The 20,648-nt window shown below is 42.5% G+C and carries 15 protein-coding genes; 7 read left to right on the plus strand and 8 right to left on the minus strand.

The genetic code is table 11. The annotated features are described in order from the left end of the window. Positions 1-60 precede the first annotated feature (60 nt). The 8 genes from J2X69_RS21390 to J2X69_RS21425 form a co-directional block, all read right to left on the minus strand. On the minus strand, positions 61-1,449 hold the full coding sequence (locus J2X69_RS21390) for a LysM peptidoglycan-binding domain-containing protein (protein ID WP_310107927.1): 1,389 nt from the start codon (positions 1,447-1,449) through the stop codon (positions 61-63). Positions 1,450-1,466: 17 nt separating this feature from the next. Next, positions 1,467-2,894 carry an Asp-tRNA(Asn)/Glu-tRNA(Gln) amidotransferase subunit GatA gene (gene gatA / locus J2X69_RS21395; RefSeq protein WP_310107929.1) on the minus strand — a complete coding sequence of 476 codons (1,428 nt, stop codon included), beginning with the start codon at positions 2,892-2,894 and terminating at the stop codon, positions 1,467-1,469. 18 nt (positions 2,895-2,912) lie between these two features. Then, entirely contained in the window at positions 2,913-3,113 is a 201-nt protein-coding gene (locus J2X69_RS21400) for a twin-arginine translocase TatA/TatE family subunit (RefSeq protein ID WP_310107930.1), read from the minus strand. A gap of 112 nt (positions 3,114-3,225) precedes the next feature. After that, complete coding sequence (locus tag J2X69_RS21405) at positions 3,226-4,473, minus strand: peptidoglycan DD-metalloendopeptidase family protein (RefSeq protein ID WP_310107931.1); 1,248 nt, start codon at positions 4,471-4,473, stop codon at positions 3,226-3,228. A 5-nt stretch (positions 4,474-4,478) separates the two neighbouring features. Next, positions 4,479-5,219, minus strand: a complete 741-nt coding sequence (locus tag J2X69_RS21410; RefSeq protein ID WP_310107933.1) for a DUF4292 domain-containing protein — start codon at positions 5,217-5,219, stop codon at positions 4,479-4,481. Beyond that, a complete protein-coding gene (locus tag J2X69_RS21415; protein WP_310107935.1) occupies positions 5,212-6,939 on the minus strand; it encodes a tetratricopeptide repeat protein in 1,728 nt (575 codons plus the stop codon). The genes J2X69_RS21410 and J2X69_RS21415 overlap by 8 nt, the downstream gene beginning before the upstream one ends. A 164-nt stretch (positions 6,940-7,103) precedes the next feature. After that, positions 7,104-8,609: a lipopolysaccharide biosynthesis protein gene (locus J2X69_RS21420; RefSeq protein WP_310107937.1), complete on the minus strand. Its 1,506-nt coding sequence runs from the start codon at positions 8,607-8,609 to the stop codon at positions 7,104-7,106. Between the two features lie 15 nt (positions 8,610-8,624). Next, on the minus strand, positions 8,625-9,410 hold the full coding sequence (locus J2X69_RS21425) for an enoyl-CoA hydratase-related protein (RefSeq protein WP_310107939.1): 786 nt from the start codon (positions 9,408-9,410) through the stop codon (positions 8,625-8,627). 212 nt (positions 9,411-9,622) lie between these two features. Between J2X69_RS21425 and J2X69_RS21430 the strand changes: the two genes are divergently transcribed. From J2X69_RS21430 to J2X69_RS21460, 7 genes are all read left to right on the plus strand, one after another. After that, positions 9,623-11,074: an NADP-dependent isocitrate dehydrogenase gene (locus J2X69_RS21430; RefSeq protein WP_310107941.1), complete on the plus strand. Its 1,452-nt coding sequence runs from the start codon at positions 9,623-9,625 to the stop codon at positions 11,072-11,074. 485 nt (positions 11,075-11,559) lie between these two features. Next, complete coding sequence (locus J2X69_RS21435) at positions 11,560-12,849, plus strand: glycosyltransferase family 4 protein (protein ID WP_310107944.1); 1,290 nt, start codon at positions 11,560-11,562, stop codon at positions 12,847-12,849. Continuing rightward, positions 12,830-13,945 carry a DegT/DnrJ/EryC1/StrS family aminotransferase gene (locus J2X69_RS21440; protein ID WP_310107947.1) on the plus strand — a complete coding sequence of 372 codons (1,116 nt, stop codon included), beginning with the start codon at positions 12,830-12,832 and terminating at the stop codon, positions 13,943-13,945. The genes J2X69_RS21435 and J2X69_RS21440 overlap by 20 nt, the downstream gene beginning before the upstream one ends. 85 nt (positions 13,946-14,030) lie before the next feature. Then, positions 14,031-15,170: a DUF819 family protein gene (locus tag J2X69_RS21445; RefSeq protein ID WP_310107949.1), complete on the plus strand. Its 1,140-nt coding sequence runs from the start codon at positions 14,031-14,033 to the stop codon at positions 15,168-15,170. Between the two features lie 117 nt (positions 15,171-15,287). Next, positions 15,288-15,917: a sigma-70 family RNA polymerase sigma factor gene (locus J2X69_RS21450; protein ID WP_310107951.1), complete on the plus strand. Its 630-nt coding sequence runs from the start codon at positions 15,288-15,290 to the stop codon at positions 15,915-15,917. A 128-nt stretch (positions 15,918-16,045) separates the two neighbouring features. After that, on the plus strand, positions 16,046-17,056 hold the full coding sequence (locus tag J2X69_RS21455; RefSeq protein ID WP_310107954.1) for a FecR domain-containing protein: 1,011 nt from the start codon (positions 16,046-16,048) through the stop codon (positions 17,054-17,056). Positions 17,057-17,525: 469 nt separating this feature from the next. Then, positions 17,526-20,642, plus strand: a complete 3,117-nt coding sequence (locus J2X69_RS21460) for a SusC/RagA family TonB-linked outer membrane protein (RefSeq protein ID WP_409014467.1) — start codon at positions 17,526-17,528, stop codon at positions 20,640-20,642. Positions 20,643-20,648: the final 6 nt, after the last annotated feature.

Here is a 20,648-nt window from a genome sequence, read left to right on the forward strand (position 1 = left end):
GGATTGAATATTGCCATTAGTTAAAAAAAATTAACAAACTGAGGACAGGATTGCCTTGAATTAGCCGATGATGAGTTTCTGACCGGGCTTAATATTGTTTGAATTGAGGTTATTCAACCGTTTGATTTGTTCCACAGTCAAGCCTTCATGTTTCTTGGAAATAATCCACAAAGAATCACCCGGCTGTACAGTGTAAGTGGTTTGTCCTGAGGAGTTTGTTTGGGTAGAAGCAATGTTTCCGGACATTCCTGAGTTGATGTTCAATGTCTGGCCTACACGGATTAGATTTGAAGAGAGGTTATTCCATGATTTAATCTGGGCGACTGTGACTCCATGACGACTGGCTATTGTCCCCAGGACGTCTCCCGATTTTACTTTGTAGGTAGTGCCGTTTTGCCTGATCTCCTGTGCCAGGGCTTCTACGGATTGCACTTGTACGTTTGATGCCAGTAATACTGTTGGAGCATTGTTTAGAGAGTCACTCAGCCATGCAAGATTTTCTTTGATGTATGGGGCTTTCGATTTTGGAATACGAAGCGCCATGTTTCTGTTGCTGTCAGGCAATTTTTTGTTTTTGATTGCAGGATTTAAAGTTTGCAGATCTGCAACGCATAGGTTGGTGAGCTCTGCAAGTTTGTCCAAGCTAAGTGCTCTGTCAAAACGGATTTTCTCATACTCCACCACGTAGGTGGGATCTTCCGGATGGAAATTATGCTCTTCAAGGTGATTTAGTATATAAAGCATGGCTTGTACTTGGGGTACGTAGCTGCGTGTCTCTTTTGGCAAGTAATTGTAAATTCCCCAGAAGGTATTCTTGCCTCCAGATTTTCGTATGGCTTTTCTCACGTTGCCGGGACCACAATTATATGCAGCCATAGCTACTTCCCAATCCCCAAACATCCTATGGAGTGATTTCAGGTATTTTGCTGCGGCCTCAGTGGAAAGCTCCGGATCCATTCTGTCATCCACTTCATCGTTGGTGTTCATTCCATACATTCTGCCGGTAGCCGGCATAAACTGCCAAAGCCCCATCGCACCTACTCTAGAGCGGATCTGCGGATCCAGTCCGGATTCTATGATGGATAAATATTTGATTTCTAACGGCATCTCATGCTTTGCCATTGTTTGGTCAAACATCGGAAAGAACATCTCTTTACGGGCTATGACCATTTTGGTGTAGTCTCTGTTTCTTACCGTAAAGTATTGTATAAAGGAAAAAATGCGGTCGTTTAGCTCAAAAGACATCTCATGATCCATCGCTTTTACGCGGTGGTTAATGTCTTCATAAGTGAAATCAGGAATGTATTCGTAATGATAATTTGGCAAAACCTCCTCGTCAAGTAAGGGAGCTGCCGCTACAGATTCATCATCCTGACAAAAAGCTTTGGACAGAGGGATCAGACATGTGATAAGCGCAAGTGTGAAGGTTCTGGTCAAAGGTCTTTTCATTGGGATAATGGGTTTATTTATGAAGTCAATTCGGTCAGGTAATTGCTGAAAGCATACAATTCAGCCTCTTTGAATGAGTTGCAAATCACTTGCAATCCAATCGGCATTCCTTGCTTATCCTTGCCGTTAGGCAACGAAATAGAAGGAACTCCAGATACCGATGCCTGTACTGTGAATAGATCTTCCAGGTACATTGCTACCGGATCGCCGCTATGCTCACCAAACTTAAACGCTGTAGATGGTGTAGTCGGCATAATAATGTAGTCAAAATCATTCAAAAGATTTTCCGTGAAGTCTTTTATTAATCTTCTGACTTTCTGTGCTTTGGTGAAATATGCATCATAATAACTGGCGCTAAGCACAAAAGTGCCCAGCATGATTCTGCGTTTTACTTCCTCGCCAAATCCTTCACTTCTCGTCAGCTTGTACATGCTTTCCAGGTTATGTGCATTTGGCGTACGATAGCCATATTTCACACCATCAAAGCGGGACAAGTTAGAACTTGCCTCTGCGGTGGTCAAAATATAATAGGTAGGAAGGATAAAGTCCAGCAATGGGAAACTTACTTCTTCCACACTATGTCCTTCGGATTTCAGTTTTTCCAAAACCTTCAGGGTATTGGCTTTGATTTCAGGCTGAAGAGCCGCTGATTCTATCGTCTCTTTGAGGTAAGCAACTTTTGCTTTTTTGTCAAAATGTAGCAGTTGACTGTAGGGAAGTACTGATTTTCTTGAAGATGTACTGTCAAATTCATCGTGTCCTGCCATGATTTCCATGACGAGCGCATTGTCTTTTACCGTATGGGAAAATACGCCGATACAGTCAAAAGAAGAAGCATATGCAATCAAACCCCAGCGGGAAACGCGGGAGTAAGTCGGTTTCATTCCGATCACACCCGTAAATGCTGCAGGCTGTCTGACTGATCCACCCGTATCAGTACCCAAGGAAGTGGTACAAAGATTTGCCTGAACGGCAACTGCTGATCCTCCTGAGGATCCTCCGGGCACCCGTGATTCATCTGCGGCGTTCAATACTTTGCCATGGACTGAATTCTCATTGGAGCTTCCCATTCCGAATTCATCACAATTAAGTCTGCCGATGATGATGGCATCTTCATCCAATAGGCGTTGGATAGCTGTGGTGGTGAATTGTGATTCGAAACCACCAAGTATTTTGGAGGAGGCATTTGACTCATGGCCGGTATAGCAAAGCACATCTTTGATGCCGATGACCATTCCGGCAAGTTTACCTGCATTTCCCTTGGCCAATTTCTGATCGATAAGATCAGCTTGCTCCAATGCGGATTGCTCGTAAACTTCGACGAAGGCGTTGAGGTGCGCCTTCGTCTGAATGTTTTTTAAATAATATCTGACTATCTCGCAACAGTCTGTTTCCTTCTTTTCGAGCGATTTTTTGATTTCGTCGAATGAGATGAATTTTTCCAATTTTATTGGCTTAAGAGATTACTTTTTCTTGTCTTCTTTCAGTCCCTCTTCCAGGTCGTTCTGAATGTCCTTGGTAGCATCTTTGAATTCTCTGATACCACGCCCAAGGCCACGAGCCAATTCAGGTATTCTTTTAGCACCAAACAGGAGAAGGACGACCAATACGATCAGTACGATCGAGCCACCGCCCATGTTTTGAATGAAACCTAATGTAGTCATGATGGTGTGTGTTTAAGGGTAAATGAGGTTACAAAGATATAACTGTGATCCGCTTACACAAAGTTCAGCGGGGTAGGAGTCAATCTTTTTTATGAATATACGCAATTCTCTGCTACTTGGATGTAAGCCAGGCAGAAGGATTCATGACAGTCAGGCCTTTCCAGGTCTGAAAATGTACTTCCGATTCGCCGTTTGCTCCTGTAGCTACTTGACCAATTACGTCTTTTGCACTTACAGTTTGACCCGATTTTACAGTAATGGTTTTCAACTTGCTATACATGGTATAATACTCCCCATGTTTGATGATTACGGTTCCGCCAAAGCCGGGCATTGTGGTGATTTTGGTGACAGTACCATCGAACACCGCCCTTACAGAAGAGTTCGGCTGAGTTCGGATATCCAACCCGTCACTTTCCATAGTGATGCCTTTCAAAGTAGGGTGGGGATAAGTTCCAAATCCTTGGGAGACAAAACCTGTTTCCACAGGCCAAGGCAGCCTGCCTTTGTTTCCTGCAAACGAATTGGATAAAGCCGCTACTTCCGGAGTCATCGGCATACTGCTTCCGGATGATTTGGTAGCAGTACTGTTTTCTTTCTTTGCCGCCGCTTCCGCCCGTTTAATCTCATCTTCGATTACCTGCTTGATCATTCTGTTCAGTTGATCCTGCTGCTTTTTGGTTGCGGTAATCTGTTTCTTGATGTCTTTTTCCTTGCTCGTGAGGGTATTTACCAATCCCTCTTGCTCCCGCTTCATCTTATCCAACTGAGCGCGTTCCTTTTGCTCCTCAACCAGAACTTTTTCTTTTTCTATTTTTTTCTGATCCAGTAACACCCGCTGATTTGAAAGCTCAAGACTTAGTTTTTCGATTTGGGCTGCCTGTTGCTTACGGCTATCTGTGTATTGTTTCAAATACATCAGTCTGGAATAAAGCTGGTTGAAATTTGCTGAACTAAAGACAAACGAAACGATGGAAAGTCCTCTGTTAAGTTTGGAAGCATTGTAGATCATTCGACCGTATTCGGCTTTCAGATCTTTCAGCTGACTCTCCAGACCGACGATTTTTGATTCAGTCTCTTTGATCTCCTGATTGATCAGCTTTACTTCTCTATCGAGGGTATTGACCAGTTTGGTTTGAGTCTGGAACTGCCTGGTTACCGCATTTAATTCACCTATGGTACTTTTTTTAGTTGCTGTGGTCTGTTTGAGAATTTTGTCAAATTCCAGCAACCTAGCCTGTACCTCGGCTTTCTCCTTCTCAAGTTGCTCACGGGTTTTCTTGGTCTGCGCAGAAAGATCAACTGCCGAAAAAAATATCAATCCAATCAGAAGGCTAAATGGAATAAGGTATTTACTATACATGCAGGTCAAAATTTGAAAGGGAAGCTAAGTGGCTCGGAGTTAGGGTCTACGGATGTCCACTCCACATGGATGATCGTGTGTTGACCACCTTCAGGGAGCTGATAGGCAAGCTTATAGAGTACTTCAAAAGGGAATGGGTTAGAGTCCACTTCCTGAAAAGTAGCATAGCTGGCAAGTAAGGATCCCCTGTCATCCAGCGAATTGCTCACTAATTCTGAGACTTTTTTGTAATTGACATCGACTTTGGAGAAGTACCTGACCTTGTCCCGGACTTGGGTTAGTTCAAATGATTTGCCTACCCGAACCAATCTGTCTTTGTAATCTACCTCATGGGGAGGATTGGCAAAAAGCACGTTCTGGAAAATCTCAAGTGATAATTTTAGGCCATAGATTGATTCAAATTCGTCGAATGTGAGATTTATATCTTCCCGCCCTATTCTATCTTTGATTTGGATTTTGTCTTTTGTGATCAAACCGCGAACAGCCTCCATCCCCATGCCTGGCGAAATGACAAACCATAACACAGAATCTTTCTTCGCACGCAGGTTCAAACTACCACGGGTGATCTTGCCAGACTCTTCTTCTATTACTACTTTGGCCTTGGCACTCATGAATCCGTAGTCCGTATAGACAGGTGAAAATCCTTCCATTTTCCCGTCCGCCTGATAGATGATTGTCTTTTTGGAGCAGGAGAAAAGAAGGCCAAAACCTAAGACAAGCATGATTCCTGCAAAAAGTTTATTCATGGTATTTTCCTTCTTTAATTTTTCGTGAAAGTTTATCAGAAGCCTCAGGGCTTCCTTCTGCTTTTTTCCAATAACTTATTGCTTCATTCTCTTTACCCAAATGGAATAAAATGTCTCCATAATGCTCGAGCATCACTCCACTTGGCTCAGCTTCATGCTTCAGGGCTAGATCCATAAATTTCTTGGCTCCTTCGTAATCTTCCATCTGAAAAAGAACCCAAGCATGAGTATCAAGGAAAGTGCCATTCTCCGGAAATCGCTTGACAACTTTATCAGACATTGTCTTGGCCTTTTCCAGATTCTTCTTTTCCAGAGAAAGAAAATAGGAATAATTGTTCAGTACTTGCTCGTCATTAGGATTGATCTCCAGTGCTTTATCGAAATTCAGAAAAGCTTCTTCCTTATCCCCCAAATTATATAATGAGCTTCCCAAAGCCCCATAGGCTACTTGATCCAACTGAGGGTTTTTGCCGGCATTTAGCTCTATGGCTTTCTGCAGAGATGCCACAGCTTCTTCATCCTTCTTCTGAGCAGATTTTACTACCCCGTCATAAAACCAGAATTCTGGTTTTTGCGGAAATTCATCAACACCAAGAATGGTGAATTTTTCCAATTCAATGAAATCCGCATTTTCTCCAAAAGAACCTAAAATGACCTGCTCTAGCATTTTTGCATTCTTGGGATTAATCAGAAGTGATTTTTTGAAGTATTCTATCCCTTCGGCTTGCTTTTGCTCACGCATTTTTCTTTCGCCCAGAGCAGCATAGATCATGTCGTTATCAGGACTTGACATATTCATCAGTGTCTCCAGACTATCCAGTAATATCTCCTGATTTTGGGTTTTAATCTCGTTTAACTGGCTGATAAAAGTTTTTGATTTGACCTCGGGATCAAGATCAGGACTGGCAAACGCCGAATAAAGATAATGGATGGACTCGTCGATATTTCCCTTGTCTTTAAGTAGCGTGTGGGCGGCCATTTGCAATTCGGGTTGATTTGGATATTTTTTGATTTCCCCAAGGACCAATTCCAATGCTTGATCTACGCGATTATTGTTATACAGAATCTCGACTAGATTCATGACATAGGCTGGATTGCCCGGACGTGCTTCCATCAGCTTTTCACCTTCTGTGATAGCCTGACTTAGGTTGTTCTTATTTAAATAAATCCGCTGCTTCTGAAGTGTGATCGGCTCCATCACTCCATAATAATCTTCTGCTCTGTCAAGCACAGTCAAAGCCTTGTCGAGCTCTCCGGAATTTAAATAAATTGATGCTAGATCCAGGTTGTACTGCTGGTTGTTTTCTCCATCAGAAGTTAGCTTTTCCAATATGTCAGCAGCCTTGAGGGGCTGCTTGAGATTGGTATAAATCTCAGCTAGCATCAAGGAGTAATATTTGTTTTCAGGGTCTAGCTCTGCGGCTTTGGTAGCGTAGGGCATTGCCTTTTCTGCTTGGTTTGTTTTGACCAAAACCTCAGCAACTTTGTAATGGATGGCGGGTTCTTTCGGGGAGAATTCCATTGCTTTTTGGAAATAGAAATAAGCTTTTTCCATTTCATCAAGTACAAGGTTTTTCTCCCCCTCTATGAAGTAACGGGAGCCTTGCGATCCATTAAGCATGTCGGTTCGCTCTTTCTTGGAGAGTTTGTCTTGGGCAAAACCTGCTGTGGAGCCAATGACGGCTACGAGAAATATTAGGAGTATTCTTTTGAACTTCACGGGAAATAGGGACTGCAGCTTGAATCCACAAACATAATGCCTTTTATGCAATAAGGGGTTGTTTGCAGATAGGAATGAAATACTTAAAGTTTTTATTTTAAGGGCAATTGGATGTGTTAACGAGAGTTGACTCAAAAATGATCCCCGGTTGATGAAAATTAAGATTATAATTTTTTGCTCTTGGGTAAATAAGAAATGATTTGATCTTTCTCCAGTAAGAATATTAATCCAAAATAAACTAGAATCAGGCTGTTTTTGATAAAGAAATTCAACATAGGAATTCCTAGATCAATATAAAATCCCAAATAGCTAACAGCAAAGGATACAAGTAGATAAATAAATCCTTTTGTTGTTTTATAAGGGATAGGATAGTGTTTTTGTCCGTAAAGATAGCAAAGCAGGCACATCACCAGATAACAGGAAATCGTACTGAGCGCACCGCCCATGTACCCCCAGATCGGTACAAATACGAAGATTATCGCCACAGTGATTATCGCCCCGACCAATGTGATCCAAAAACTGTATTTGGTCTGATCGGTGATTTTAAACCATATAGAAAGATTGAAATAAATGCCGAGAAGTAAGTAGCCCATCAGGAGTGTAGGTACTATAAACAGCCCTTCTTCATAGCCGGCTTGTCTTAAAAACAATGGTCCCAACCAGTCTAGGTTTACCGAGATGGCGATCATCAGTACCGAGCAAAAAATAATAAACGCATGCATCACCTTTGCGTATAGCAGAGGAGAATTCTTGTCGGCTGATTGCTTGAAAAAGAACGGTTCGGCAGCATATTTAAATGCCTGAATCACCAAGTTCATCAGGATGGCAAGTTTGAAGTTGCCTCCGAATACTCCACCCGCTTCCCGTGCACTAAGTCCTGCATAAAAGTTGGGAGGCAATACATATTCAAATAAGAATCTGGAAAACAACTCATTGGTCACTCCTGCCAATCCCATAAATAGCAGCGGGATGGAATAGGTCCACATGGGCTTGATGATAGTTTTTTCCAGGCTGAACCGGAAGAAACCCGCTTTCCACCAGATAAGCGGAATGATCAAACCATTTGCAAAGAGATTTGATAGGAGAATGTATTCCACTCCCCAATCTGATCTGTATCCTAAAAAACCTTCTGAAATCACTCCTGTGGAAATCAAAAAGGGAAATCCTATGATCAGTAGAAGGTTGAAGAATATATTCAGGAGTATGTTGAAGATTTTGGCTCCTGCAAAAACCAGTGCTTTATTTTCTAAGCGGAGCTTGGCAAAAGGAATGGCTAGGACCGCATCAAAAGAAAGTATCAATGCAGTCCATCTGAATAAATAAGCCTGACCGGGATAGTCCAGCCATTCGGCAAGCGAAGGAGCCAGTAAATACAATCCGGAACCCAAAACCAGGGTGCTTGTGATCAGTAAGGATTGGGTAGAATTGTAAACCTTTGCCGGGTCTAGGTTTTTGCCTGTGGCAAATCTGAAAAAAGTAGTTTCCATCCCATAGGTGAAAACAATGTTAAGAAATCCGATTAATGCATAGATACTGGTGAACGATCCGAATGCCTCTTTGCTGAGGTATTGGGTGTACACGATGACCATTAAAAAATTGATCGACCGACCGAGGATACTACTCAGGCCATAAACTGCGGTTTGTCCGGCTAGTTTTTTGAAATTACCCATTAAGTAAAAAGGAGTTTATTCTCCTTTGAAATGCGGCTGTCTTTTTTCCAGAAAAGCAGAAGTCCCTTCTTTGTAATCTCCCGATTTCACACATCTGGCAAAGCTGTTTGCTTCTGTCTGAAAACCATTTTCGTCAGGCACGTAAACCGAGTTGACACAGTCAATGATCATACCGATAGCAAGCGGCGCTTTGCTAAGGATTTTGGCGATGATTTCTTCAGCTTTCCCTAGAGCTTCTTCTTTGGTAGGGAGAACGTAATTGACAAGCCCTAAGGTCTTGGCCTCTTCAGCGCCGATCATGTCACCTGTCATCATTAATTCGTTGGCTTTTCCTCTCCCGATAAGGATGGTCAACCGCTGAGTTCCTCCATAGCCCGGAATGATACCGAGATTGACTTCAGGTTGCCCGAATTTTGCATTTGCAGTAGCGATTCTCATATGACAGGCCATAGCGAGCTCACAGCCTCCGCCAAGCGTATAGCCATTATTCACAGCGATCACAGGCTTATGGCAATTTTCTATCTTGCTGAAGATTTCCTGTCCGTTCTCGGCGAATTTGCGCGCATTCACTTCATTCAGCGAAGCTATCTCACTGATGTCGGCTCCAGCCACAAAGGCCTTTTCGCCTGAACCCGTGATAATCACGGCTTTAATCTCTTTATTGTCAGAAACTTCTTCAAAAATCACCTTGAGCTCCTCCAATGTGTCAAAATTAAGTGCATTCATTTTGTCTTCTCTATTGACAGTCAGGTAGAGCACTCCATTCTTCACATCAGTTAGGATATTTTTGAAATCAGCCATAGTTCATCGTTGAGTATAAAACAAATATACAAGCAGGGTATTCAATCCCAAACTGCGCATAGAGAAAATGATAAGCCTAAGGTAAGGGATTATTACCCCTTTTGTAATTTAAGTATGGATAATGTCGATTTTATCCCAGGTCAAAAAACTGCTTCCACATTTTTATTTACTTTTGTTCGAAATCAAATTCTAACTAAATCCACTATAATAATATGTCTTCCAAAAGAAAAATTACGGTAGCCTATGGTGACGGGATAGGTCCCGAAATCATGAAGGCCACTTTGTCGATCCTAGAAGCAGCCGGTGCCCAGCTTGAATATGATGTGATAGAAATCGGAGAGCAAGTTTACCTGAAAGGTATCAGTTCAGGAATGGAGCCAAATGCTTTTGAATCGCTCAGAGAGACGAAAATTTTCCTGAAGGCACCTATCACTACTCCCCAAGGCGGTGGATTTAAGTCACTCAATGTCACTACCCGGACTTCCTTTGGTCTGTACGCAAATGTGAGGCCTTGTAAGGCTTTTTCACCGTTTATCAAGACGCATTTTCCTGAGACAGACTTGGTGATTATCCGTGAGAATGAAGAGGATTTATATGCAGGAATCGAGCATAGACAGACTCAGGAGGTATTTCAATCGTTGAAATTGATCTCAAAGCCGGGTTCTGAGAAGATTATCCGATATGCATTTGAGTATGCAAAAAAATACGGTCGTAAGAAGGTTACCTGTATGACCAAAGACAACATCATGAAGTTGGCTGATGGTCTTTTCCACAAGACATTTGATGAGATCTCCAAGGAATACCCCGATATCAAAACTGACCACAAAATCATCGATATCGGAACAGCTCTAATCGCGGACAGACCGGAGACATTTGATGTGATCGTGACCTTGAACCTATATGGTGACATCATTTCTGATGTGGCTGCTCAGGTGACAGGTTCTGTAGGACTTGGTGGCTCTGCCAATGTGGGTGAGGAAGTGGCCATGTTTGAAGCGATTCATGGCTCGGCACCTGATATCACAGGTATGGGCATCGCAAATCCATCCGGATTGCTCAATGGAGCGATCATGATGCTGGTTCATATAGGACAGCCTGAAGTTGCTGAAAAAATCTCAAATGCTTGGATGAAAACGTTGGAAGATGGAATCCACACAGGGGATATCTATCAAGAAGGACTTTCTACCAAGAAAGCCGGAACAGAGGAATTTGCCAATGCGGTAATCGAACGATTGGGACAAGTTCCATCTTCGATGATTCCGGCATCTTTTGACAAGGATACGACTCCTATGAATGTGTTCGTCTCTCCTGTGACCAAAGCCAACAAGGAATTGATCGGTGTGGATGTATTTGTAGATTGGGATGAGCCGGGAAGAGATCCGCAGGTGTTGGGTGAGAAACTCCGCCAGGCAAATGCTGATGGGTTGCAATTGACTTTGATCACCAACAGAGGGATTAAAGTTTTCCCTGACGGCATGCGTGAGTCTTTCTGTACCGATCATTGGAGATGTAGATTCCAGACTCCCGAGCAGTCAACGATTTCGCATGCTCAGATTCGTGAGTTATTGAAGCAAGTGGAAGAACTGGGATTTGATTTCATTAAGACTGAAAATTTATACTCCTTTGACGGTGTGAGAGGCTACTCTCTGGCAGAGGGAGAATAAGGAATTTAGAAATTTGAAATCTCAAATTTGAAATTGGGAACGAGGCTGTCTCATAATCATGTTTTCTTGTCAGGCTGAGCGAAGTCGAAGCCTTTTATGTGCTAATTAAGCCCATTTCGACTTCGCTCAATGTGACAATTATGAGTTATGAGACAGCCTCTTTTTTTGTAGAAATAGATTAGCCGGGACGCGGAGTTTTACGAGGAGAACGCAAGTGAGGTACTATGCCATTTGATTCTTGTTTCCGGACTTGGGTCCGGTTCAATGCGGTTTTCAGACTGCACTAGGTGAATGATCACAACTAAGACTGATTTTGAAGCAGAACTGTGACTGCTTACTGACCACTTCCCACATCCAGCCCTCTATTCAGTCCCGCTTTATCCTTCCATCTCCTTTTTGAATGCCGGTTCATTAATGTTCTTTTTAGAAATTTGATTTTATGGCCGGCTACTTGGTACTTTGTGCTTAATACCTTGTTCCAAATTATGTCCAAAAGAGTTCTAATCATTACGTATTATTGGCCACCAAGTGGAGGCTCCGGTGTACAGCGTTGGCTGAAATTTGCCAAATATCTACCGGAAGCAGGTTGGGAGCCGGTGATTTTTACACCGGAAAATCCTGACTTTGACCTGAAAGATGAGAGTTTGGAAAAGGAGATTTCAGCCAATGTGGAGGTAATGAAATTCCCGATTTGGGAACCATATCAACTTTTAGATAGATTCCGGGGGAAAAAAGAATCGCATCCGGGAAGAGTGCTGGAACAAAAAAATCACAGTTTTCTAGAAAAAGCAGCGATCTGGCTGAGGGCGAATTTGATGGTGCCTGATCCCCGGATTTTTTGGGTCAAACCTTCGGTCAAATTCTTGACTGAATTGGTGGAAAAAGGGCAGTTTCAGGCGATAATTACTACCGGGCCACCACATTCCATGCATTTGATTGGGAGAGAATTGAAGCGAAAAACGAATGTTTTTTGGCTTGCTGATTTTCGGGATCCTTGGTCACAATGGGAGTTTCTGGATAAACTTCCCATGCAGAGTCAAGTGCGGAAAAAACATGAAAAACTAGAGAGGCAGGTGCTGGGTGAAGCGGATGTGGTGACTACTATATCTCCCACGTTTCAGCATGATTTAAGGCTATTGGCACATCGTGAGATTCATTTGCTGACCAATGGGTTTGATTTGGCTGATATTCCTCCGGATTTTTCTGTGGGAGAAAAAAAAGCGGGCAGTTTGCATCTGGTGTATACCGGGATCATAGATTCGATCAGAAACCCAATGCCTTTGCTTAAGGCGATGAAAGAGGAGTTTTCAAAAGAGAAAGGGGAAGTGGTGTTCACTTTTGTAGGACGCGTAAGTGATCATGTACGTGAACAGATTGTAGCTGATCCCTGGCTTTCTGCCCATGTGGTTTTGGCGGGATATGTGTCTCATCAGGAAGTTTTTGGTTTTTATGAGAAGGCAGATGCTCTGGCTTTGATCCTCACTAATACTAAAAACGGCAAAGGGAATATCCCGGGGAAACTATTCGAATACATGGCGACCACCTTGCCGATTCTGGCTTTGGGAGATCCTGAAGGAGATTCTGCAAAGATTTTGGAAGAATCCGGAGCTGGGGAAGTTCTGTCTCATTCAGATTATGTGGCTATTCAGGTCAGTTTGAGGAAGTTGTTTGAGCGAAGTGGCGAAGCGGTTTCGGCAACTGAAATAGCGCATTATTCCCGAAGAAATTTAAGTTTTCAATTGGCCAAATTACTGGATGAGAGTTCCGTTTCTTGATTTGAAAAGAATGGATTCTGAGCTGAAATCAGCTTTGAAATCCAAATTTTCGGAAATGCTTGACGAAGGTGTTTTTTCCGGCGGAAAGGAGGTAAAGTCACTTGAGTCTAAAGTTTCAACTTACCTCAGCTCCCCATTTTCTATTGCATGTGCCAATGGTACAGATGCGCTGGAACTTGCCTTGCGGGCATTGCAAATCGGCTCCGGGGATGAGGTGATCGTTCCCGCGATGACTTGGGTATCCACCGCCGAGGCAGTAGTTATGGTGGGAGCAGAACCTATTTTCTGGGATACGGATGCGAATGGACTATTGGCTGCCGACTGGGAAGAAGCAATCACCGGGAAAACGAAAGCAGTGATGCCTGTTCATCTGTATGGCAAAATGGTGGACATGGAAAATCTGATGGCTAAAGCAAAGAAACATAAACTCTTTGTGATCGAAGACGGAGCCCAGTCTTTTGGATCCTTTCAGAAGAAGAAAGCCGCAGGTACTTTTGGAGACGTGGGATGCCTGAGTTTTTATCCTACTAAAAATCTCGGCGCTTTGGGAGAGGCGGGAATGTGCCTGACAGACTCACCTGAACTCAACGGGCGAATTAGACGGCTACTTAATCATGGGCAGAAAGCTCGTGATGAACATGAATTGGTAGGAAGAAATAGCAGAATCGATGCTATACAAGCAGGGTTTCTAGCTGTTTTTATGGACAGGTTTGCTTCATTCCAAGAATTACGAAAAAGATTTGCCGGGATGTATCTAAAGGAATTGGCAGATAGGGAAGAGCTAAGATTGCCTGCCGGCATTTTGGAAGAGGATCATAATGCCCATCTCTTTGTAGTGCAAACTCCTAAAAGAAATGAATTGAAAGAGTTTTTGTCCAAGCAAGGAGTGGGTACAGCCATTCATTATCCCCACAGCTTGCCTGAGATGAGGGGATTTGCCTGTGCGGGAAATTTTGAAAATGCGGGAAAGTTAAGTCGGCAGGGGCTCTCATTGCCACTTAATCCCTGGATGAGAGGAGAGGATATTGTATTTGTTTGTGCAAAAATCCGGGAGTTTTTCCATACGAGTGACCGATCAGGTCGGGAAGTTTTTTAGATGTGGGGGACAAGGTGGAATTTCTAATTAGGTAAAGTCCAAAACTGAGTTTGCTCAGAAAGTGATTTTTTACCTATTTTTCCCAATGACTTGGACTCAGGATCCCATTTACATCAGTGGAATGCTATGCATGTTTGTGCTGCTTTCTGTTTGGCTGGCAAAATTCAAGGGCTGGAAAACGATCGGCACACCTATATTGGTGATAGTGATTACGGCTATTGCAGCGAACTTCGGTATTATCCCTACTGCGACGAGCGGTAATCCTGTTTATACGGGGATATTCAAGTATTTGGCTCCGATGGGAATTTTTATTGCCTTGCTTGAGGTAGATCTCAAAAGTCTCAAAAAGGCAGGAATGCCGATTTTAGTGATGTTTGGCATTGGGGCGATGGGGACAATTATCGGAGTATTGGTCGCGTGGTATCTAGTGAAGCCGGCAGTAGAAATCGGGCCAATGGCAAATGCTGTAGCAGGGATGTATACAGGAACTTACATAGGAGGAAGTATCAATTTCAATGCGATAGCCTTGAGCTATCAAGTCAATGAAAATGCAGAATTGTTTGCTGCCACCACTGTGGTAGACAACCTCATCGGGACGCCTTGGATTATTGCTACGCTAATTTTGCCGAAGTATTTGCGGACTTTTTTGCCCAGAAAAAAACTCCTCCCGTCGGCAAATGAAGACCAAAAAATCAAAACCAACGAATCGATAAGCATTGCAGGTTTGGCAAGTATTCTAGGCTTAGCATTTCTGGCTATGGCAGTTTCAAAGTTAACCTTACAGTTTTTTCCGCAGATACCCGAGATACTCACACTCACCACCATCGCGTTGATTTTGGCTCAAATACGGCTACTGAATAAATTGGAGGGTACGCACACAATTGGCTTTTTCCTCATCTTACTTTTCCTGTCGGCTATCGGGACACTGTGTGATTTGGATACATTGGCGGGACTGGGCGATCTTGCAGGGGTGTTGTTTTTGTTTGTTTCAGTACTGGTTTTGATTCATGGACTGGTGATTTTTGGGCTTGGCGCACTAGTTAAAATAGATTGGGATATCATTTCAGTGGCTTCTCAGGCAAATGTGGGAGGAAACACCACGGCCCTGGCTGCAGCTGAAAGTTTGAACCGCCCGGATTTGTTGATTCCGGGGGTACTGGTAGGAAGCTTGGGTAATGCCTTGGGGACTTATGCAGGTTTTTTTATAGCGGGGATGCTAGGATGAAAACTAATGTGGAATAGTTGGTCTTTTTCTACAAATAGAAATTTAAAGTAAGTGTTTGATATAATATGAAAAACTTACTACCTTAAAATCGAATTTTACAGTAATAAAATTTTGAAAATGGGTAGCAAGCTTGATCTATTTATTTCAGGAAGTCCAAAAATCGGTTCATATTCTGACGAGAGAGCGTTGTGGCAAAGCTTGGTCAAAGGCAATGATCTTGCTTTTTCCAATTTATATCAGCGCTTTTCCAACTTGCTTTTCAATTATGGGATGCATTTTTGCTACAATAGGGAGCTGGTCAAAGACTGTATCCAAGAGTTGTTTACCACAATTTGGAATAGGAGGGAATCACTTTCGGAAGTAGATTCGGTCAAGTATTACCTCTTTAAGTCATTTCGTAATCTACTTATCCGGAATATTAACAGGGATCGAAAGCTCTTCACTGATTTGGATGAAGGTCAGGAGCCCATAGCTTTTGAATCTTCCATTGAAGATGATTTTGTTTACCTAGATTATATGAAGGAGAATGAGAGGAAGGTAGCCAACGCACTTGCCAAAATTTCTAAAAGACAGCGGGAAATCTTGGTACTCAAATATTTCAATAACCTGAGCTATTCAGAAATAGCTGACTTAATGTCAATCACACCGGCTTCTGCCCACAATCTTCTTTCAAAAGCATTACAGTGCATGAGGGTTGTAATAAAGGCTTGGCTGGTAGCTTCATTTTTTAATTATCTTGTGTTATAAAGAGGTTGTAACTATCTGTTTGTCATTTATTTAAGTATTTTTATGATTTAATTTCATTTTTTTTCTAGAAAAATGATGAGGTTTTCATGCCTTGATACTCTTAATAGGTATTAACCAAAAGAGTTGCAGTGAATCATAAATCTACCACTTACGATAATTTTTCTACAGATGACTTTGTCACTGATCCCTTTTTCAAAGAATGGGTACTCTTTTCAGATCCTGCTCATGAAGAGTTTTGGAATACTTGGAAAAAGGCTAACCCATCCAAAGTGAAATTGCTGGAAGAAGCAAAAGAGTTGGTTTTGAAACTTGAGAAGTCAAAGTTTGCAATGGACTCCAATGAATTGCTATCAGTCTGGGGTGCTATACAAGCGGATATTAAACACCCCTCGCAGAAGCTTAAATTGTCATCCCGAAAAAGGAATTTTTGGCCTTTTGCCTCTGCGGTTGCGTCTATCGTTTTCGCTTTACTTGTGTGGTATTGGTATGAAATGCCAAAAGAAATTGAATATCAAACTGCTTTTGGAGAGACCAGAGAGATCGTGCTTCCTGACGGCTCAAATGTGATTTTGAATTCTAATTCCAAATTGACTTTTGTAAATGATTGGGAAGACCAGACCGCCAGGGAAATCCGGATAGAAGGGGAGGCTTTTTTTAGTGTGGTTCATAAAACTGATCATCAACCTTTCAGAGTATTTAGTTCTCAAAATGTGGCTATAGAAGTATTGGGAACGGAATTTAATGTCTATAACCGATCGCAGGAGACAGAGGTGGTGCTCGCATCCGGGCTGGTAACCCTTAGCTTTCCGGTGAAAGAGAAGGAGGGGAAAATCCTGATGAAACCGGGGGAATTGGTAGAGTTTAAAGCAAGTAAGTTTCAGCGTAAGCAGGTAAATACCGCACACTATACATCCTGGAAAGATAAAGTTCTTCATCTGGATGAGACCAGCCTGGAAGAGATCATAAAAATGGCCAGAAATAATTACGGAATTGAGATCGATGTCCAAGATCAGGAAGTGCTAAAACAAACAGCATCAGGCTCTATGCCACTAAGTGATGCGGCGAATTTTATGGAGCAGATTTCCAAAATCTTCAATATCGAAATAGAAAACGAGCAAAATAAGTACCTGATTAAATAACCCATAATGAACTATTCCCCAAATAACCTCAACCCTATTTACAATGAGAAAGTTTGTACTATTAGTATGTATAAGCTATTCGATTTCTTGGTTTGCATCAGCGCAAGTCGAGGGTTTGATAGCTTCAGAAAAACACCTAGATACTTCTACATCTAGATATGACAACAGAGACCTGAAAGAGGTCCTGACCCAATTCGAGAGCAGATTCAAGGTCTCGATAGCTTACAAGGATGAATTGGTCCAGTCAAAAAAGATCAAGTCATCAAAATCTTCCTTCGATACAGTGGAGGAAGGGTTAAAAGCAGTTTTGAAAGAAACAGGACTCAGTTACGAAAAGGTAGGTGAGAATTTTTATGTGATATTTCAAAATAGGCCTAACCAGACTGCCCATGGAGCTGATTTGAAATTTATCCAAACAGCATCGCTGACCCCATCTTCGGAAGGGAGAATTTCCACTGCAAACGCAGGTATGGCCAGAAGTGTAAATTCAAGAATGGATAGCCGTAGAGTCCAGATTACCGGTAAAGTGACGGATGAAAATGGCGTGGGTTTTCCGGGAGTAAATGTATTGCTGAAGGGAACTGCTGTAGGTACAGTTACCGACAACAACGGGAATTATTCCATCAATGTGGATAGTGAATCCTCCGTTTTGGTTTTTTCTTTTGTAGGCTATCTCAATCAGGAAATTACGGTTGGCAACAGATCCGTGGTTGACTTGACAATGAAGGTGGATGAAAGTGATCTGGAAGAAGTAGTCGTGACTGCCTTGGGTATAGAAAAGTCTGCCAAAAGCCTCGGTTACTCTACTTCCACAGTGAAATCAGATGAATTGACTGTAAATAGGACTCCCAATGTCATGAATGCCCTTCAGGGAAAAGTAGCAGGTGTATCTATCTCTGCATTGGGATCAGGGCCCGGAGGTACATCCAAAATCCGTATACGTGGTCAATCTTCTATTTCAGGGCAAAACAATCCACTGATAGTAGTGAACGGAGTACCAATAGACAATACAAATTTTGGCACTAATCCAAACAGCAGCGGTTCTGAAAGTTCCATTGGTGTAAGGGGAGGGGGAGGGAATACCTCTGATGGTGGAGATGGGCTTTCCAGTATCAATCCGGATGATGTAGAATCCATGACGATTCTAAAAGGAGCTGCAGCGGCGGCATTATATGGTTCCCGTGCCAAAGATGGAGTGGTAATGATTACTACCAAAAGTAAAAATGATACAAAGGGGATTGGAATCACCTATAACCTGAATTATACAAATGAGGCACCTCTGGACTTTACCGATTATCAATATGAATACGGTCAGGGTGAACAAGGTGTAAGGCCCACCACCCCAAATCCGACTTCGGGACAATGGTCATTCGGAGAGAGGTTCCAGCCCGGAATGACGCAGATGCTGTTTAATGGCATAACGGTCCCTTACCAGCCTGTGAGGGGGATCATCAATGACTTTTTTCGCAACGGACAAAACATGACTAATTCTATAACCCTCGCTACATCTACGGAGAAAGGCGGGCTTAGTCTATCCTTTTCGGATCTAAACAGTAAGGGAATTGTACCCAACAATACCTTTAACAGAAAGACGATAAACATGGGTTTTGGCTATAATTTGACACCCAAATTTAGCTTCAAAGGCAATTTTAACTATTCCGTAGAGGAGAACAAAAACCCACCAAATATCGGGGAGCAAGACAATACCATTCCGGTGGCTCTATATAGTATGGCTAATTCAATGCCGCTGAATATCCTAGATGAAAATAAATATGATGCAAACGGGGACGAAGCAGTCTACTCAAGATTTCGCAACCGCACCAACCCATACTTCACCCTTGCTGAACAATTTCAGAACATAAAAAGGGATAGGATTTTCGGAAATATATCCGTGAAATATGATATCCTACCTTGGATGTTTATTCAGGGAAGAGTTGGAGAGGATTATTGGTCACGTGATCAAGACTATAATAATTTCCCCACAGGCCAAGCTTCCAGAGCGGCTGCACCGTCGGGATTTGTCAATGGTATGTACACTCAGGAATCCCGGCGATTCCGTGAAATCAATACGGATTTCCTTATTAATGTGAATCACAAATTTGGAGATTATACAGTAAATGCAAATTTTGGTGGAAACCATATGCAGCGCCGCTCAGATCGTAATAGTGTGCAGGTTACGGATTTTGTGGTAAGGGACTTATATACCGTGCAGAATGGAAGGGCCAAGGACCCTCTGTATGATTTGAATGAGCGTGCGGTTAATTCCCTCTATGGTTCGGCAGAATTCTCATTTAAGGATATGCTGTTTTTGACAGGTACTTTGAGAAATGATTGGTTTTCTACACTTTCCAAAGAAAATAGAAGCATTGTTTACCCTTCAGTATCTGCAAGCTGGGTTTTCACGGAAAATACAGGCAGTACGGGCTGGCTTAACTTCGGTAAGTTGCGGGCGGCATATGCAGAGGTGGGAAGCGATGCGGATGTTGGAGCCTATTCAAATGTGCTTTTTTATGGGATCAACAATAATTTACTGGACGGACAGCCGATAGGTGGCCCTGATGGTACTAATCTTCCCAATCCGGATCTGAGACCAATGAGAATCGGAGAAGCAGAGATTGGGCTTGAACTTAGTATGTTTCAGGCGAGGGTTTCCTTAGACTTAGCAGCATATAGAAAGCTCACCACAGATCAGATTGTCAGTGCGCAGATTTCGGATGCTTCGGGCTTTGTGAATACATCGATCAATAGTGGGAAGAGCACCAACAAAGGGGTGGAGATGCTCTTGAGAGTTGTACCTATTGAATCGGCAAATTTCTCGTGGGAGACATCTTTCAATGCAGCATATAACATAACAGAAGTTCTTAGTCTTCTGACAGATACCCCCGGTGAAAGAATAACAGTTGGTACTCACGTCTTTAATGGTGAGCTGCGGCAAATTGTCGGTATGGAAATGGGACAAGTAGCCGGTTTTGGCTATAAGAGAGATGATCAAGGCCGAAAAATTTTTGGTGCCAACGGACTTCCTCTCCGCACAAATGATTTGATCAATTTCGGAAGTGCTTTGCCGAATTGGGTGGGAGGAATCAACAACTCATTTAATTATAAAGGTGTAATGCTTTCATTTTTGATTGATTTCAAATTGGGCAATACCATGCTCTCAGGTACCAATTTTAATGCAACAAGACACGGTCTTCATAAGATGACTTTGGAAGGGCGTGAAGGTGGAGTTATTGGAGATGGCGTAAATGAAGCCGGGGAGATAAATACGGTGGTCGCCCCTGTACAATCGTACTGGGAGGTGGTGAGATCTCAGGCTTTGGTAGAGCCGGTAATTTATAATGCGGGATATTGGAAGCTTCGACAAATTACGTTAGGCTATGATTTTACAAAACACCTTCCGGAGAATCAGCCTTTCAAATCAGTCAAGCTGAATTTTGTAGCAAACAACGTATTCATGATTAAGAAATGGGTGGATAATATTGACCCAGAATCCTTCGGTTACTCCTCGGATAATCTAATTGGTATGGAATCCACCGGTCTTCCGTCCACAAGAGGTTTGGGTTTCAATCTTAATGTCAAATTTTAAGCTATA

The organism is Algoriphagus sp. 4150 (assembly GCF_031457395.1).
Taxonomy (GTDB): Bacteria; Bacteroidota; Bacteroidia; order Cytophagales; family Cyclobacteriaceae; genus Algoriphagus.